Source organism: Paenibacillus sp. W2I17, from assembly GCF_030815985.1.
GTDB lineage: Bacteria > Bacillota > Bacilli > Paenibacillales > Paenibacillaceae > Paenibacillus.
This window is the reverse complement of record NZ_JAUSXM010000001.1, coordinates 2,950,001-2,966,121: the sequence shown is the minus strand read 5'-3', so window position 1 is coordinate 2,966,121 and position 16,121 is coordinate 2,950,001. Positions and strand designations below refer to the sequence as shown.

The following is a 16,121-nucleotide window of genomic DNA, read 5'->3' as shown; positions in this document are numbered from 1 at the left end:
AAAAATAAATTCAGAAGAGCGTATCCTTTACAAGGAGTTCTTCGTTTACATAGTGTAAGTCAAAATCAATCAGGAACCAGCAAAGGGGGGCCCCCAAGATGGCCTTTGTGAAGTCCGTGGATTGCAGAATCAACAGACCACATGATGATGGTAAACAAGATAAATTCGATATTGAATTCAATGGCAACGACAGAAAAAATCAATTGAACCAGAGCATCCATACCGTACTACCCGATCTGATGGGTTCGTTGTATGCGTATTGTTTATCTCTGACGAAATCAGTTCCAGACACGGAGGATCTGGTTCAGGAGACCTGTCTCAAAGTATTGTCGTTGAGAGTGGTTGAATCTTCCGGGATGAATAAAGATATAAACTGGGAAGCTTATCTGATTCGTATTGCACGCAACAGCTGGATTGATATCTTACGTCAGCGGGAGAGATTGGCATATAAACTGGATAGCTTGAAGCCGCTCCTACACGAAATGGAGGAGGAAAGGCGATTCGAGGAATTGGAGTCTGCCGTACAACTTCTTGTAAATACGCTACCACCGTGGCAGCGAGTGATATATGTATTACGTGAATTAATGGGTTATAAGGCGGCAGAGACTGCGGAAATGCTGGATACGACAGAAGGTGCTGTGAAAGCAGCGTTAAGTCGTGCACGCTCTGCCATAGCTGAAGTGAGGCATAGGTTGGAACAATCGGACACAGAATTGCAGTATGAGGAAGGCGCAGTGGAGGACAATCGGGAGGAACTGCGCAGCTATCTGCTGGCATTTCGTAATGGGGATACAGCCCAAATCATTGATTTGTGCCTGAATCGGACCGATGATCCGATGGCTGTGGCGGGCACGATTTTGCAGCAGACTTTGCCGTCTCCATCCATGCAGCCAATGATGTACGGGTACTCCACTTCTGGCATGAACTCGATGTCGTATGGAGGCGGATACACGGTCAACATGGTTGCCTAAACCGAGGAGGCGACACACATGAATGTAGTGCCGTATGTAGTGGAACAAACAGCTCGCGGAGAGCGGAGTTATGATATTTATTCACGTTTGCTCAAAGATCGGATCATTATGGTGTCCGGAGAAATTGAGGATCAGATGGCAAATGCCATCGTGGCCCAGTTGTTGTTTTTGACTGCAGAGGACCCGGAAAAGGACATCCAGATGTACATCAACAGCCCTGGTGGGTCGGTGACCGCAGGATTTTCGATCTATGACACGATGCAATTTGTGAAGCCGGATATCTCCACGATCTGTACAGGGATGGCGGCAAGCTTTGGTACGATATTGCTGGTAGGTGGAACAAAAGGTAAACGTATGGCGCTGCCCAACAGTGAGATCATGATCCATCAGCCACATGGCGGTACGCGAGGGCAGGCATCCGATATGCTGATTCATGCTAACCGCATCATTCAGCATCGTCAGCGCCTTAACAAGCTGTTAGCCGACCATACAGGGCAGTCAATTGAGCGGATTGAGAAGGACTCGGATCGAGATTATTTCTTGACCGCTGCTGAAGCAGTCGAATATGGATTGGTGGATAAGGTCATATCCAGCTCATAACAGTAGCCCGGAAGGTCATGTGACCTTTCGGGCTTTTTTCGATTTATAACCAAACCTTACATTTCTTTTGCAAGCGTAATAAGCCTGCTCATGCCTTCCCGAATCTGCTGCTCATGTGCATAAGAGAAGGACAGGCGCAGCTTGCGACTGGCTGAATTATCCGAAGAATCAAATACGGTTCCGGGTACAAAGGCAACGGATTGTTCCATGCATCGGTGAAGCAGTCTCCCTGTATCCACACCCTCAGGAAGCTCTACCCAAAAGTTGAGTCCGCCCTCAGGCCGGGTCCACGTCCAGTCCGTTTCCAGCAGACATTTTTCCATTACTTCCATCCGTAGCTGGATGGCGGTCCGCAGCTTGGATAGATGCTGATGCATACGTTCTGACTGAAAATAACGGAGAAAAAGCTTCTGATTCAGAAGGGGCGATCCGTTATCTGTCAGTGATTTTACAGCCTGTAGTCCTGGCATGAAACGCTGACGGCAAATGATGGCTGCAATCCGTAGCCCGGGTGCAACATACTTGCTGTAACTGCGAATGTACAGAGTGTGTCCGGTGGTGTCATAGGTGAAAATCGGTGCAGGAGGTTTATCCTTAAAATAGATATCATAGGTACTGTCGTCTTCGAGCAGAAAACAACCATACTGTTCTGCCAGTTCCGGTAACTGCTTGCGCTGTTCTACTGGAACATTAATGCCGGTTGGATTCTGAAAGGTCGGTGTCATATAAAAGAGGCGCGGCTTCTCACTTTTCATCAGATGTTCGATCTGCTCCAGATCATACCCGTCCGAGTGAATATCCGTAAAGATCAGACGAGCACCTTGTTTGCGGAAAATCTCCATTGCCGGTCCGTACGTAGGCCGTTCCATCAACACCCGATCTCCGGGTTTGACCAGCGTCCGCGAGATGACGTCGATCGCTTGCTGGGCACCTGATGTAATTAACACCTCGTCTGCGGAGAGATAGAAGCGTTCTTTTTTCGTCAGATGGCTTGCCAGCGCGCTTCGCAATTCCAGATCACCCTGAATTGTGGAATACGTTCCGAGCAAACGGGGATATTGATCTAGCAGATCACGCATTAGTTCACCCCAATAACGGTTGGGCAGCAAAGAGGGATCGATTAACGATTTGGAAAATTGGTATTCTGCTTCAAGGGACTGTACCCGTGCAAGTGAATCCCAATGCAGCCAGGCAGACACGGCGGGATCATCCGCCTGATCCGTTACTGAGAATGGAGTCACTGGGCTGACATAATAGCCAGACTTATCCTTCACATAAACATTCCCACGTTCTTTTAACTCCTGATAGGCTTTGAAAACGGTCAGACGATGTACGCCGAGTAGCTCGGACAGGCTTCGTACAGATGGCAGTTTTTCATGTTCGGCCCACTCTCCCGCTTCTATCCGTACAACGAGATAATGGATTACTTGCTCATATAATTTCAGGCTGTTATCTGTCATCATCAAGGTTTTGCCCACCCGGCTCACACTCCTTTTGAACTCTATTGTAACAGCTAATGGGAGAAAACTGTTCTGTTTTGTTCATTCTGTTCTGTAGACCATGAGATATGATGAAGAACAGATAAAGGAGTGGTTATCATGGTGGGGATTGCATTTACGGTTATGTGTCTTATTTTCGGTACAACATTTCTGGCTATTAAAATTGGAGTAGAGGCAGGCATGCCGCCTTTTCTGTCAGCCGGATTGCGATTTTTAATCGCGGGAGCGCTGATGTTTGCATGGATGAGGATGAAGGGCAAAGTGAGCTGGTCGCTCCTGTTCCGCAAGGAGATGTTGTTCACGGGAGCGGGGCTGACCTTCGGTACCTTTGCCACATTATATTGGGCTGAACAACATGTGAGCTCAGGTGTGGGTGCCATTCTGTCAGCGACAGGGCCTCTGATGATTATGTTGATGCAGACGGCGCTGTTACGGCAAAAAACATCTGCCCGTATGATTACAGGCTGCCTGATCGGGTTCACCGGTGTGGTACTGGTTGTGTTGCCAGGTGTATCGCTTGGTGCAGGTTCCCTGTTTATGTGGGGCTGTATCGCGGTACTGGTAGGGGAAGTCTGTTATTCGGCAGGTGCATTGTACTCCAAAAAGGTTATTCATCAGTTCAAGGAGGCTAGTCCTGTAGCGATCAATGCGGTGCAGATGATGTATGGGGGACTGCTGTTATCCCTGCTCTCGGTCGGAACGGAATCGTGGAATATGTCTGCTCTGGACTGGGTGCCTGCCGTCTCGTCGGTGATCTATCTGACTGTTATTGGCTCCATGGTGGGGCATAGTCTGTTCTATTGGATTATGTCGCGTACCAACCCGTTGTTTCCAGCAACATGGTTATACATTTCGCCACCCATTGCCGTAGGGCTTGGTGCTGTTGTCTATGGTGAACATGTCAGCTGGGTTACGTGGATCGGTGTGGTGCTGGTTGTTTCAGGTCTGCTGGCGATGAATGAGAAGGTGAGCAGCTGGTTGAAGAAAGGAAAGCGTGCGAGGATGACAGTGCAGGCTTCCGAATCTGTTTTAAAATAGGTAAAGTTTGAAGGTATGCAGCTCAATCTCAAAATCAGCCCTTGATTTTAGGTTGAGCTGTTTGTTATTTCAACATGATATTCTCGTTAACCAGTAGGTAGTAATATTCATCCATCTGTTCTGCCGTAACATTTTCTTCGAAATGTTGTATCCACCACATCACAAGTAAACGAATCACCCCCGAGTGAAACTCCGCTACAAGTTCTATGGGAAGTGAAAATTGTTTACCTCTTCTCTTCAATTCCAGAAAATCCTGTCTGAATATCTCTCCGATATAATGTATGAAAAAGTTGTTAAACCCCTCATCATTCTGTTGGTTCTGCACAATTGTCTCCAGTACATTTCCAAACAGAATTTTAGATACGCTTTGTAAAGGCTGCTGTAATCGATCTTCTACATTCATGTGTAAATAATCCCGAAGGGCCCATGTTAGGGTGGAGGACAACAGAGCAAATTTATCCTTGAAATGTTTGTAAAACGTTGTTCGGTGAACCATAGCTTTGTCACATATTTCATTAATTGTGAGGTTGCTGAATAGCTGGCCTTTCTCACATAACAGATCGAGTAGCGCCATCGTTAACAATTTATGAGTTCGGGTAACTCTCAAATCCACCTTTTTATCAATCATTTTCATCTACATCATTTCCTTATTGTAGTTTAGCTATATATTATCAACAAAATGATTCTTACATGATACGAGATTCCAAGTGTATATTGGTATTATAAGTAATTTTTTGATAGGGCTACAAGTGTAGATAAAATATGATGGATTAGAGAGGGTGAAGTGGCGATGTCCGAAATGAAAAAAGCTGTGGTGATCGGGGCAGGTATCGCAGGGTTAATCACTGCAAGGATGTTATCTGATTATTATGATGAGGTATGTATCATTGAGCGAGATGAATTGCCTTCTGAGCCGGCAAATCGGCAGGGTGTGCCTCAATCCTTTCATCCACATCGTGTATTACCGCGCGGCGGACTCATTCTGGAACATTACTTTCCCGGATACAATGACGAATTGGTCGCGCTTGGTGCCATTCCTTCGCATGAAGAGAAAATTGTGATTGCCAATCGCTATGGTACATTAGTCAATAAGGCGAATGCCGCTTCCTCATTCAAAATTGCATCGAGCAGCAGAGCACTGCTGGAATGGGTATTGCGTCAGCGAGTCCATAGCATAGATCATATAAGCTTCTTAATGAGTACGGAAGTTACCGGGTTAATGGCATCAGAGGATCAGCGTTCGATTATAGGCGTGTATACCAAAGAAAGAGGTCGGGATAATCGGGAAGCAATGCTTGCAGCAGATATGGTTATTGATGCCGCGGGACGTTCTTCCAAATTGATCAGATGGCTTGAACAGATAGGGTTGTCCGTGCCTGAGCCGGAAGTGCTGAAGGTGTCTCTTGGTTACAGCACCCGCTATTATAAGATACCATCCTCTATTCAAAATGACTGGGGAACGGTGATAACAGAGTCCGATCCTGTGCAAGGAACTCGTGCAGGCATGTTGTGGCGCATTGAAAATGATATCGCTGGACTATTACTGTTCAACGCAGGAGGAGATGAATATCCTCCAACTCAACCCGATGAGTTTCAAGAGCAAATCAAATATCTGTTTGCTTCGGATGAAATCGTAGCGTTGGCAGAACAGCTGGAGCCTTTTCAAGGACCGCGTGGATACCGTATTTCCGAGTCTGTCCGTCAACATTTTGAACTGATGGAAAATTGGCCCTCCGGATTACTCGTCCTTGGCGATGCATTTTGCAGCTTCGATCCAATCCATGGCCAAGGCATGACGGTTGCTGCAATTGAAGCCGAGACCATAGCGAAATGTTTGAATGAGCAGCGAATGCATCCTGAGCCGCAGTTTGAGCGTCAAGTGCTGCTTCGTATGCAGCAGGCGATTGAACCAGCCTGGTGGCTCAGTTCTGTGGCTGATCTGCGATGGAAAGGGGTCGAAGATGTTGGGCCTTCCCGAATGAAAGGGGTTGCGTTTGCTCAGAAGTATATAAACTTGTTTACTAAGCAGGCGATGAAAAAGGCGAGTCAGGAAAATAATAAACATCTCTTTTTTACCCAGTTCCTGATGAATGCTCTAATCCTTCCTCCAAGTGAATACTTTAAAGGTGAAATCCTGAACATGATCCTGAACGACAATGGTTCCGAAGAAGAAATGGAGTTAAGAGCAGAGCTTGGTGTCCAAGATCCGGAGCTGTTCCAGCAAAGAATAGATGAGATCATTCCGTCATTTCAACTGGAATTTGATGGGCAAATCAAAAAACTGCTGGAGTCTTTCCAGCATGCCATGAGCAAGTAAGATAATAATTCGAGGTGCGTGAAAGTAGGCAAAACATGAAACGAATAATTTCAAATTTCATAGCTAGCATTGTAATCTCATTTATTGTATTTTTTATTGTTGTGTTTTTTGCCGATGTCCAAGATACAAATCGTGTCATTTTATCTATGGCGATTACGATTTCACTACAATTATCCTTGATTACCGCATTGTTGCTCTCAAAACATAAAAAATAATAGAAAAATATACCTAATATAATCGCTAAATAGGATAATGAACATATTTTTAAAATCAAAAAAACAGCCCTGCACGGCGAAATTCGCCGACTGGGCTGTTCGTTGATCTTATTTACTCTGCGTTCAGCACAAACTTCTCGATAACCTCTTTTACACCGTCTTCGTTATTACTTGCCGTAATGTAGTCTGCCAGCTCTTTCAGCGCAGGAATGGCATTTCCCATCGCTACACCAAGACCAGCAACTTCGAGCATCTCATGGTCGTTCCAGGAGTCGCCGATGGCAATACACTCGCTGAGCTGGTGACCGAAATGGTCAGCCAGGAAGGTCAGGGCGTGGCCTTTAGTTCCTTCATTATGCATGATCTCTAGGAAGTAAGGTTTGGACTTTGTGATATGCACTTGAGGTCCGAGCAATTCACGCAGGTCAACGGCAACCTTATCCAAGTAGTCTGGCTCATCGATAATAAGCAGCTTTGGTGTTTTTTGTTCGATGACTTTGATGAAATCAGATTCAATGTAATATTGGGTGCCGTTTAATTTGGCATAATCACGCAGCTTGTCGTTTTCCTCACGGGCATACAACTTGTCGTCAATGTATGTTTGAAGATGGAGATTGTTCTCCAGGCAGTAATCATACAATTTACGGGAAGCTTCCTGTGGGACGTAGCGCTCATAAAGTACTTTTTCATCCAGCAAGTTTTTCACCAATGCGCCCTGATACGTAATGATTGGCACGTTAAGTCCGGTTTGACGAGCAAGCGCTTGTGCGGAAGCATAAGCACGTCCAGTCGCCAGCGTTACAGTTACACCATGGGCAACCGCTTGTTCCAGTGCAGTCTGTGTAGCAGGGGTTACTTCCTTGTTGTCGTTGATCAGGGTGTCATCAATGTCGATTGCAATCAATTTGTAGGTCATCTGTGTTTCTCTCCTTTTTTATCTGTATCTATATTAACGAACGAAAAAATAAGTTTTACACGAGGCCACTCCGAATACAGATTCATCTTTCGATCGCTGTTATCCCCGGTTTTTTGATTCCATTTCCCCAAGGAGAAATCCGTTGATAAGCGTATGCTTCCGATGTAGCTTTTTTTCAAAAAGCTTTAAGCGAACGCTTCGCTTCTCCGGATGAATTCTGTCTTCTCCGTTAACGTGTGATCTTAGACTTCGTTCTAAAACTATACTTACATCTAAATTTTACTCTTCCAAAAAAACAAGGCCGATAAAGTCTTCCAGCTCAAGGTTGCCGAAGTAATGTTTTACATCCAGGCCCTCAAGTGCAGTACGCACCTCGGTTTCTTCATACCGTTTGCCGCGCAGCATATTTTCAATATCAGCTACATCACCTACGCCGAAGAAGTCGCCAAAGATTTTGATATCTTCGATGCGTCCATCCTTGATGTTCATGCGCAGATCGATGATGCCGACAGGGAATTTGCGAGTGTGCTTCACATTGCTTTCCGGAGACAAGCCATAGTTCCAGTCCCAGTTATTATAACGCTCAGCGGAGATTTCCTTAATTTTGTCCCAGTCCTTGTCAGTCAGCTTGTATTGCGGGACGTCTTGTGGCTCCATTCTGAAAATGTGACGTAACAGCTCATCGCGGAACTGCTCAATCGTCAGGTTGGTGTCAATCAGATCCCGTATGTTGGCGACCCGGCTGCGCACGGACTTGGTGCTCTTGGATTTGAACTTCTCGGGATTGACGTTCAGGGAAGCCTGAACATGCTCCAGATTCAGATCAAACATCAATGTGCCATGACTGAACATGCGCCCACGTGTGGAAAACTGGGCGTTGCCCGAAATTTTCTTTTCGCCGACTTGCAGATCATTACGTCCGGTCAACTCGGCATTTACACCCAGCTCGTGCAAAGCTTCAACCACAGGCTGGGTGAACTTGCGGAAATTGTGGAAGGATTGACCGTCATCCGCTGTAATAAAGCTGAAATTCAGGTTACCCAGATCGTGATATACCGCGCCGCCTCCCGAAAGACGACGAACCACCTGCACACCGTTATCCTGAACGTACTCGATATTAATTTCTTCAATCGTATTTTGATGCTTTCCGATGATGATCGATGGACGATTGATGTAGAACAGCAGATAGCTGTCATCCTCCATCGGCAGATGCTTCAGAATGTACTCCTCAATGGCAAGGTTTACAGAAGGATCTGTAATGCCCTGGTTGTCTACAAACAGCATGGTCATTCCTCCATTAATGTATGTGAGGGATTGCTAGTCCCTTATGTAGTGAACCTTGTATATCAAAAGGAACCGAAATTCCTCTTCTATTGTAAACGAATTATGGTTGGGACACAAAGAAAACAGGATTGACCCACACCTCCCGTGCCATCCATAATAAAAAGGACATACAGAAAGGATGACGGAAGAATGACCGGTTATATCGAAGTGTTCGGACATGGGGGGGACGTGGAGACGGCTGCGTCACGATTTGGGAGGGAAGCCGCCGATTTTCTGGATTTCAGTGCCAACATTAATCCACTCGGTCCGCCCAGAGAGGTGCTGGAGGCTATACAGCAAGGATTGCAGTCGGTGATTCGGTATCCTGATCCGGCGCATCGAGGATTGAAAGCACTGCTGAGCGAGCGTCTTGGTGTGATGCAGGAGCAGATTTCCGTGGGCAACGGTGCAGCCGAAAGCATGGCGCTCATTCTGCTGGGGCTTGCCCCGAGCAAGGTGGGTACGGTGGAACCGGGATTCTCGGAGTACCGGGCGTTGGCACGACAATTCGGTGCCGAGGTTGTACATACGGAGGGAAGAGAAGAACTGGCGTGGCGAGCGGAACCCGAGGACATCGAGCAGCTCATGGAAAAGGTAGACCTGCTCTTCCTCGGCCAGCCCAACAATCCAAACGGTGTACAATATCCACTTGAGGTATTACAAAGGCTTGCCCGCAAAGCGGAAGAAACGGGAACCGTACTTGTCATTGACGAGGCCTTTATGGATTTTATTCCGGTAGACCGGCGTCATTCTCTGGCAGCACATCTGAATGACTATCCGAATGTGATCATCATTCGCTCGATGACAAAGTTTTATGCCATTCCGGGCTTGCGTCTCGGATATGCTTTGGGCCGTGCCGAATACATTCAGGCGATGACAAAGAAACAGGTGACCTGGAGTGTCAACGGTCTGGCGCTCATGGCAGGGGAAGCCTGTCTGCGCAGTGGAGAACGGTACGAACAGGAGACCATGTCACAGATCACGCGGGAACGGGGGCTTCTCATCGAAGGACTGAAGGTGTACGGATGTGCGGTGACACCGGGAGAGGCGAATTTTATTTTGGCACGTGTGCCGGCCCCTTGGACAGCGGCATCAATGCAGGAGGCGCTGGGTCGAAGAGGTATCCTGATTCGCAACTGTGCCATGTATCCGGGGCTTGACGAAGGGCATGTACGTTTCGCGGTCAAGGATGCAGACGCCAATGTTACATTACTCGAAGTACTGGGCAGCGTGCTGGAAACCAAGGGATATCCGAATGTTGATCAGACCTCCATTCTTCGATCAAGTCAGCAGGAGCAGAGAAAAAATTCGGAACAGGCACAGGGAGGGAAGCGGCAGTGACACTCCCGTTTTATAACTACTTTGCGAATGGAGAAACAGGTGAGAATAAATATGCGGCCTCTTCCTGGCCTGGACTGAACATATCCGCACATGAACGACATATCAAAGCACAGAGCCCAAGAGCTGCCCAAGCGCTGTCGAGTGCGGTATATGGCGGCGGGATGTTTGAACTGGATCGCATATTTAACATCTATGTGGACAGGCATTACCGCTGTGATGATCCGCCGCGTGATATCGAACAAGCGCTGAACGAATGGCAAGAGCCGCGTGATCAATGTGCCGGATTATTGACGGCCGTAAGGCTGGAGCATACCTCCATTCAGGAATATACAAGTGATGAATTTGGTCTTCTGTGCTGCACCACTGCAGGTGTATCGAATGCAGCACGCGCGGGGTCGGAGAGAACGGTATTTGATGCGGCGGGAAATAAGACGATGTCTTCCGGCAGGGAGCGCTCTGCTCCTTCAGCACGGAATCTAACGATGGCCCCCTATGTCCCGGGTACAATTAACATCATGCTCTGGTTGAACGGACGCATGACCACCGGGGCGATGGTGAATGCGGTACAGACGGCGGTGGAAGCCAAAGCGGCAGCGCTGGCGGATGCGGGTGTTCTGGATTCGGAGAACGGGTTGCCCGCCACCGGCACCACAACCGATGCCATTGTGTTTGCGGTAGGTCAGGCAGTGGAGGAACCTCAGCCGATGATCACTTATGCCGGGACAGCGACTACGGCAGGGGCAGCGATTGGCAGATTGGTATACGACACGGTGACGGAGAGCCTTCGGGCCGGACTGTTATGGAAAGAGAGGATCAGGCACAAATGACTTTTGAGGTGGAGCATCTATGGACCTGGCCGTTCTGGACAGGCATGGCGGGAGCCTGGATTATTATACTGGCGTACCTGTTGGACCGATGTATTGGAGATCCGCGCTGGATTCCCCACCCGGTGATTGGCATGGGAAAAGGCATCTCGGCGTTGGAGCGTGTCATTCGCTCGCGTGTGCGCACAGATTCGGGGCTGAAGAGAGCAGGGCTGTTGTTCCCGATTGTGATCGCGGGGAGTTCTTTTGCCATCACGTGGGGACTCATATATATGCTTGGGTTAATCCACCCTGTCATTGCAGCGGTAGCTGAAGTGGTGCTCATTGCAACGACCATTGCTTCAAAAGGGCTGAAGGATGCAGGCATGGAAGTGTATCGTCATCTGAAGCAGCAGGATTGGCCGGCGGCCAGACGTTCACTGGGCATGATTGTTGGACGTGATACGGCGCATCTGGATGAACCCGAGGTTGTGCGGGGAACGGTAGAGACGGTTGCTGAAAATATCGTGGATGCCATTGTATCGCCGTTATTCTATGCGCTCATTGGAGGCGCTCCACTAGCCATGGCTTATCGCGCCGTCAACACGTTGGATTCCATGGTCGGATATAAAAATGACAAGTATCTGTATCTTGGCTGGGCCTCGGCCCGTCTGGATGATGTGGCGAACTGGATACCTGCCCGGCTGACAGCGATTCTGTTAATCTTGGGTGCCTGGGTCATGAAGCTGGACGCCAATGGAGCAGCACGCATGGTCGCACGGGATGCAAGACTGCATCCGAGTCCGAATAGCGGTTTTCCCGAATCTGCGGTGGCTGGAGCACTGGGCATCCGGCTTGGCGGACATAACGTGTATCACGGCGTTGCTTCGTTTCGTGCCTACATGGGCGAGGCCACAAGGCCGATGGAAGCCGAGGATATTGTGCATACGTCACGTCTGATGTTCTGGTCGGCAGGGGCTTTTGTTGTACTGTGCCTGCTCATAACGTTGGGGGTATGGCTGGCAGGAGGGACGCTGTTATGGTCATAAATGAAAGGAATGCAGGCAATGAAGTACATACGGATCAACCCGGCTCACTGAAACGAAACATTCTGTGGGTCCGTCACGGGACAACGCTGTGGAATGTGGAAAAAAGATACCTGGGGCATACCGACATCAGTCTGCTGCCAAATGCCAAAGAAGAGCTGGCTCCGCTTCATGAACAATTGAGCGGTGTTTCGTGGAACGAGGTATATTGCAGTGATCTGCTTCGCTGCCGGCAGACGCTGGAACAGATTCTTCCTGATGCCAGCGCACAGGTGAAGTTCGACTCGCGCCTGCGTGAGAATGATTTTGGAAAGTGGGAAGGGCTGACGTATGGTCAGCTCAAGGATAACCCTGTGTACCGAAGCTGGATTGATGCGCCGCAGGAGGTCACTCCGCCCGGAGGGGAATCGTGGCAGGAGTTTACCGGACGGTTGGAATCCTTTCTCCAAGAGATGTTGTTGGAGGATCGTCCTTCGATGCACGTTGATGAGGGGCAAGTGCCAACCATAGTTGTGGTCACACATGGTGGTGTCATCCGGTATGCCTTGTCCCGTCTGATTGCCGGGCTTGGGTTCTGGGATACACATGTCGTACCGGGACAGGTGATTCAGGTTCAGCTTGATCAACAGGGGAATCAGTGGTTTGGCAGCAGAGTGACTTTTCCGCCGATCGGGTTGTAAGGATGTACAATATACCCTATAATCACAACAGAAGTGTGACTTCAGCATGGGTACAGATACGTTACAGGCTGTGAAGTCTGAAGAAGTATGCAGCATGCAGAAATTACACGTCAATGGTTTACCATATCAGCGACCAAGGGTCCCGCGTGTGAAGGCTGTTTTCATGGCAGATTAGTACGAGTCATGAACACACAAGGGTGAAATGGGGAAGCCGGTGCAAATCCGGCACGGTCCCGCCACTGTAAAACAGGATGATTCCTGTAAGTCAGGTTACCTGCCCTGGACGTACAAACCGGTGTTCCTTCGAGGAAAGGACAGCGTTTCGGGCTATTCTATGCGCATGGACAACCCTTGGTTGAACATGTACAGATCGCCATATGCGAGACGTCATCCCTGATCCTAGACGTAAGGATTAGGGATTTTTTTATTGTACAGGAACACCAAGGCATGGGTAGTAAAAGTTCGAGCACGATGCAAGAAAATAGTACAAATAGAGAAGGGGAGAATAACAGAATGAATTTCAAGAATTGGAAAAACGTAGCGTCCCTGCTAAGTGCAGCGGCACTCGCACTGGCTTTGGCCGGATGTGGCAATGCAACATCAAACGAGGGCACAGGTACTTCACAGCAACCGGCACAGGAGCAGTCCCAAGGCCAGGCGCAGACGGACCTCAAAACACAATATCCACTTACCGTTACGGATGCAACGGGTGAATCGTTCACCTTTGAAAAGGCACCGGCCAAAATCGTATCCGTGTCTCCGGCTGAAACGGAATCCCTGTTTGCCCTAGGATTGGACGATCAGATCGTTGGTGTATCCGACTATGACGATTATCCGGAAGCGGCAACAACCAAAGCTAAAATGGGCGGTATCACCAAGCCCAATGAAGAGTCCATCATTGCAGCTGAAGCCGACATTGTCTTCACAGGTATCTCGATGAGTGAGGATGCGGTGAAGAAGCTGCGCGAACTGGGCATTACCATTTTCAAAACGGACCCTAAATCCATCGACGATGTGATGAACAATATTGAAACTTTCGGTAAAATTACCGATCATCAGGAAAAAGCACAAGAAATCATCACCCAGATGAAACAGGACGTGACGGATGTAACCGAAGCGGTGAAGGCAGTTAAACCGGAAGATAAGAAAAAAGTATATGTTGAGTTCTCCCCAGGCTGGACTGTGGGTAAAGGCGAATTCATGGATGAACTCATCACTGTAGCCGGTGGTAGCAATATTGCTTCCGACAAAGAGGGCTGGTATGAAATTAATGAAGAGAACGTGATTGCCTCCAACCCCGATGTGATCCTGTATGCCAACGATGTAATTGACGAAAACTCCAAAACACTGGATCAGATCATCAAGGCGCGCAGCGGCTGGGATCAAATTACGGCTGTGAAAAATGATGCGGTTATTGGCCTGGATGCCAACCTGCTGAGCCGTCCGGGTCCACGTGTAACTCAAGGGTTGAAAGAAGTAGCCAAAGCGATCTACCCTGACTTGTTCCAATGAGTAAAAAGCTGATCCTGTTCGGAACGACGGGCATGGTGCTGCTGGTGCTCACCGTGCTCATCTGCACGGGCATTGGTTCAGTAGCGTTGCCGATCCGGGATATTGCAGGCATCCTGATTCACAAAATTCCCTGGGTGGGCGATTGGATTACACCGGATTGGAATAAGGCAGCCGAACAGATTATCTGGAAAGTCAGATTCCCACGTGTACTGCTTGCCGTGCTCGTTGGCGCATCGTTGGCGATTGCCGGTGCGGGATTCCAGGGGGTTCTTCGGAACCCGCTGGCAGACCCGTTCACCCTGGGCGTATCATCCGGTGCTTCCGTGGGTGCAGCCTTTCTGATTTTCTTCGGATTGCAGTATGCACTGATTGGGATCTGGACGTTGCCTTTGATTGCGTTTTTGACGGGTGTAATCACGTTATGGTTTGTTATGGCACTGGCTCGTGAAGGGCGTAAAATACCTACACATAGCCTCATTCTGGCTGGTGTGGTCATGCAAAGTTTCCTGGGCGCAGTTGTTTCCTTCCTGTCGACCATGTCGAAACAGACGATTAATGAAATTATATACTGGACGATGGGAAGTCTGGCTCTGCGTGGGTGGTCGTATACGGCCATCCTTTTCCCGTATTTTCTGTTAGGGTTGGTCTTTCTCTGGAGCCGCGCACGCTCGTTGAATGTGCTTGCACTGGGAGAACGTCAAGCGGCACATATCGGGATCGGAGTGGACAGGCTCAAGCTGTCGGTGCTGGCAGTTGGCACACTGCTGACCGCAGGTGCTGTCTCGGTATCGGGTGTCATCGGATTCGTTGGGTTGGTGATCCCGCATATGTTGCGGCTGCTGGTGGGACCGGATTACCGACTGCTGGTACCTTTGTCTGCCATTGGTGGAGCGATCTTCATGGTGTGGGCAGATACCATCGCAAGATCGTTGCTGGCGCCAACTGAAATTCCGCTTGGTGTCGTCACCGCCTTTGTTGGTGCGCCGTTCTTTGCTTACCTGCTGCACCGGAACAAAAAGTTGCAGAAGGGGATGATGCCATGAATTCCAGTACCAGTTCCAACTCGACTTCACTTATCTCCATTAAGGGAGCAGGGAAGTCATATGGCAATCACCAGGCATTGCGCAATGTAGACTGGCATGTTGGCGAAGGTGACTGGTGGGGAGTTGTCGGACCAAACGGCAGTGGTAAGTCCACCCTGATCCAGCTTATTGCCGGAACGGAACAGTTAAACGAAGGTCAGATCCGTATCGATGGTCGAGACATCGGCTCTTACAGCCGTAAGGACCTGTCGCGCATGATCGCTGTATTGCAGCAGGATGGTTTGCCAGCCATCTCCTATCCCGTGCGAGACGTGGTGGAGATGGGGAGATATCCGTACCAGAACTGGCTGGGGCGGGAAACGGGTGATGGGGCACTTGTGGTGGACAGGGTGCTCGAAGACCTGGGATTGACAGAACTGGCGGACAGACCGCTGGATGCACTCAGCGGCGGGCAACGGCAGCGGGTCGCACTAGCCAAAGTTATGGCTCAGGAGCCGAGGTTACTGCTGCTGGACGAGCCGACCACGTTTCTGGATATTAAATATCAATTGCAATTCATGGAATTGTTATCGGCATGGCGACAGAGAAATAACATTACAATTGTGGCTGTGCTGCATGATCTGAATCTGGCCGCGTTATTTTGCGATCACATTCTGGCGCTGCGTGAGGGCATGGCGGTTGGAAAGGGCACGCCTCATACGTTGATCAACGATGAGAATATCCAGGACATATTTCGCGTCAAACCCGCGATTGTCTCCCATCCCGACCATGCCATACCTCAACTGCTGCTGCGGCGTGAAATCGATTAAATGAAGCG

The 16,121-nt window shown here is 49.0% G+C and carries 15 protein-coding genes and 1 riboswitch; of the genes, 11 read left to right on the top strand and 4 right to left on the bottom strand.

What is annotated here, in order from left to right; all coding sequences use genetic code 11:
- Nucleotides 1–98 precede the first annotated feature (98 nt).
- Entirely contained in the window at nucleotides 99–971 is an 873-nt protein-coding gene (locus QF041_RS13200; protein WP_307414532.1) for an RNA polymerase sigma factor, read from the top strand.
- An 18-nt stretch (nucleotides 972–989) separates the two neighbouring features.
- Nucleotides 990–1,571: an ATP-dependent Clp endopeptidase proteolytic subunit ClpP gene (gene clpP, locus QF041_RS13195; protein ID WP_017689971.1), complete on the top strand. Its 582-nt coding sequence runs from the start codon at nucleotides 990–992 to the stop codon at nucleotides 1,569–1,571.
- A gap of 56 nt (nucleotides 1,572–1,627) precedes the next feature.
- Here the strand turns inward: clpP and QF041_RS13190 are convergent, their stop codons facing one another.
- Nucleotides 1,628–3,049 carry an aminotransferase-like domain-containing protein gene (locus tag QF041_RS13190; RefSeq protein WP_307414531.1) on the bottom strand — a complete coding sequence of 474 codons (1,422 nt, stop codon included), beginning with the start codon at nucleotides 3,047–3,049 and terminating at the stop codon, nucleotides 1,628–1,630.
- A 120-nt stretch (nucleotides 3,050–3,169) separates the two neighbouring features.
- Here QF041_RS13190 and QF041_RS13185 point away from each other — a divergent pair, with 120 nt between their 5' ends.
- Nucleotides 3,170–4,108: a DMT family transporter gene (locus QF041_RS13185; protein WP_307414530.1), complete on the top strand. Its 939-nt coding sequence runs from the start codon at nucleotides 3,170–3,172 to the stop codon at nucleotides 4,106–4,108.
- 64 nt (nucleotides 4,109–4,172) lie between these two features.
- Here QF041_RS13185 and QF041_RS13180 read toward each other — a convergent pair whose 3' ends face one another.
- Nucleotides 4,173–4,742: a TetR/AcrR family transcriptional regulator gene (locus tag QF041_RS13180; protein ID WP_307414529.1), complete on the bottom strand. Its 570-nt coding sequence runs from the start codon at nucleotides 4,740–4,742 to the stop codon at nucleotides 4,173–4,175.
- 156 nt (nucleotides 4,743–4,898) lie between these two features.
- On the opposite strand from QF041_RS13180, the gene QF041_RS13175 reads away from it, so the two are divergent.
- Entirely contained in the window at nucleotides 4,899–6,425 is a 1,527-nt protein-coding gene (locus tag QF041_RS13175) for an NAD(P)/FAD-dependent oxidoreductase (protein ID WP_307414528.1), read from the top strand.
- A gap of 327 nt (nucleotides 6,426–6,752) precedes the next feature.
- On the opposite strand, the gene QF041_RS13170 is transcribed toward QF041_RS13175, so the two are convergent.
- Both QF041_RS13170 and lplA read right to left on the bottom strand, forming a co-directional pair.
- Nucleotides 6,753–7,556: a Cof-type HAD-IIB family hydrolase gene (locus tag QF041_RS13170; protein WP_062833159.1), complete on the bottom strand. Its 804-nt coding sequence runs from the start codon at nucleotides 7,554–7,556 to the stop codon at nucleotides 6,753–6,755.
- Nucleotides 7,557–7,835: 279 nt separating this feature from the next.
- Nucleotides 7,836–8,840, bottom strand: a complete 1,005-nt coding sequence (gene lplA, locus QF041_RS13165) for a lipoate--protein ligase (protein ID WP_036610740.1) — start codon at nucleotides 8,838–8,840, stop codon at nucleotides 7,836–7,838.
- A gap of 189 nt (nucleotides 8,841–9,029) precedes the next feature.
- Here lplA and cobD point away from each other — a divergent pair, with 189 nt between their 5' ends.
- The 7 genes from cobD (at nucleotide 9,030) to QF041_RS13130 (ending at nucleotide 16,113) form a co-directional block, all read left to right on the top strand.
- Complete coding sequence (gene cobD / locus QF041_RS13160; protein ID WP_307414527.1) at nucleotides 9,030–10,220, top strand: threonine-phosphate decarboxylase CobD; 1,191 nt, start codon at nucleotides 9,030–9,032, stop codon at nucleotides 10,218–10,220.
- Complete coding sequence (locus tag QF041_RS13155; protein WP_307414525.1) at nucleotides 10,217–11,047, top strand: adenosylcobinamide amidohydrolase; 831 nt, start codon at nucleotides 10,217–10,219, stop codon at nucleotides 11,045–11,047. The genes cobD and QF041_RS13155 overlap by 4 nt, the downstream gene beginning before the upstream one ends.
- 44 nt (nucleotides 11,048–11,091) lie before the next feature.
- Nucleotides 11,092–12,072: an adenosylcobinamide-phosphate synthase CbiB gene (gene cbiB / locus QF041_RS13150; protein WP_307416958.1), complete on the top strand. Its 981-nt coding sequence runs from the start codon at nucleotides 11,092–11,094 to the stop codon at nucleotides 12,070–12,072.
- Nucleotides 12,063–12,749, top strand: a complete 687-nt coding sequence (locus QF041_RS13145) for a histidine phosphatase family protein (protein WP_307414524.1) — start codon at nucleotides 12,063–12,065, stop codon at nucleotides 12,747–12,749. Before cbiB ends, QF041_RS13145 begins: the two co-directional genes overlap by 10 nt.
- A 147-nt stretch (nucleotides 12,750–12,896) precedes the next feature.
- Nucleotides 12,897–13,045: riboswitch (cobalamin riboswitch) on the top strand.
- A gap of 217 nt (nucleotides 13,046–13,262) precedes the next feature.
- Nucleotides 13,263–14,261: an ABC transporter substrate-binding protein gene (locus QF041_RS13140; protein WP_307414523.1), complete on the top strand. Its 999-nt coding sequence runs from the start codon at nucleotides 13,263–13,265 to the stop codon at nucleotides 14,259–14,261.
- Complete coding sequence (locus tag QF041_RS13135; RefSeq protein ID WP_307414522.1) at nucleotides 14,258–15,304, top strand: FecCD family ABC transporter permease; 1,047 nt, start codon at nucleotides 14,258–14,260, stop codon at nucleotides 15,302–15,304. Before QF041_RS13140 ends, QF041_RS13135 begins: the two co-directional genes overlap by 4 nt.
- Entirely contained in the window at nucleotides 15,301–16,113 is an 813-nt protein-coding gene (locus QF041_RS13130; RefSeq protein WP_307414521.1) for an ABC transporter ATP-binding protein, read from the top strand. The genes QF041_RS13135 and QF041_RS13130 overlap by 4 nt, the downstream gene beginning before the upstream one ends.
- The last annotated feature ends 8 nt before the right edge of the window (nucleotides 16,114–16,121 follow it).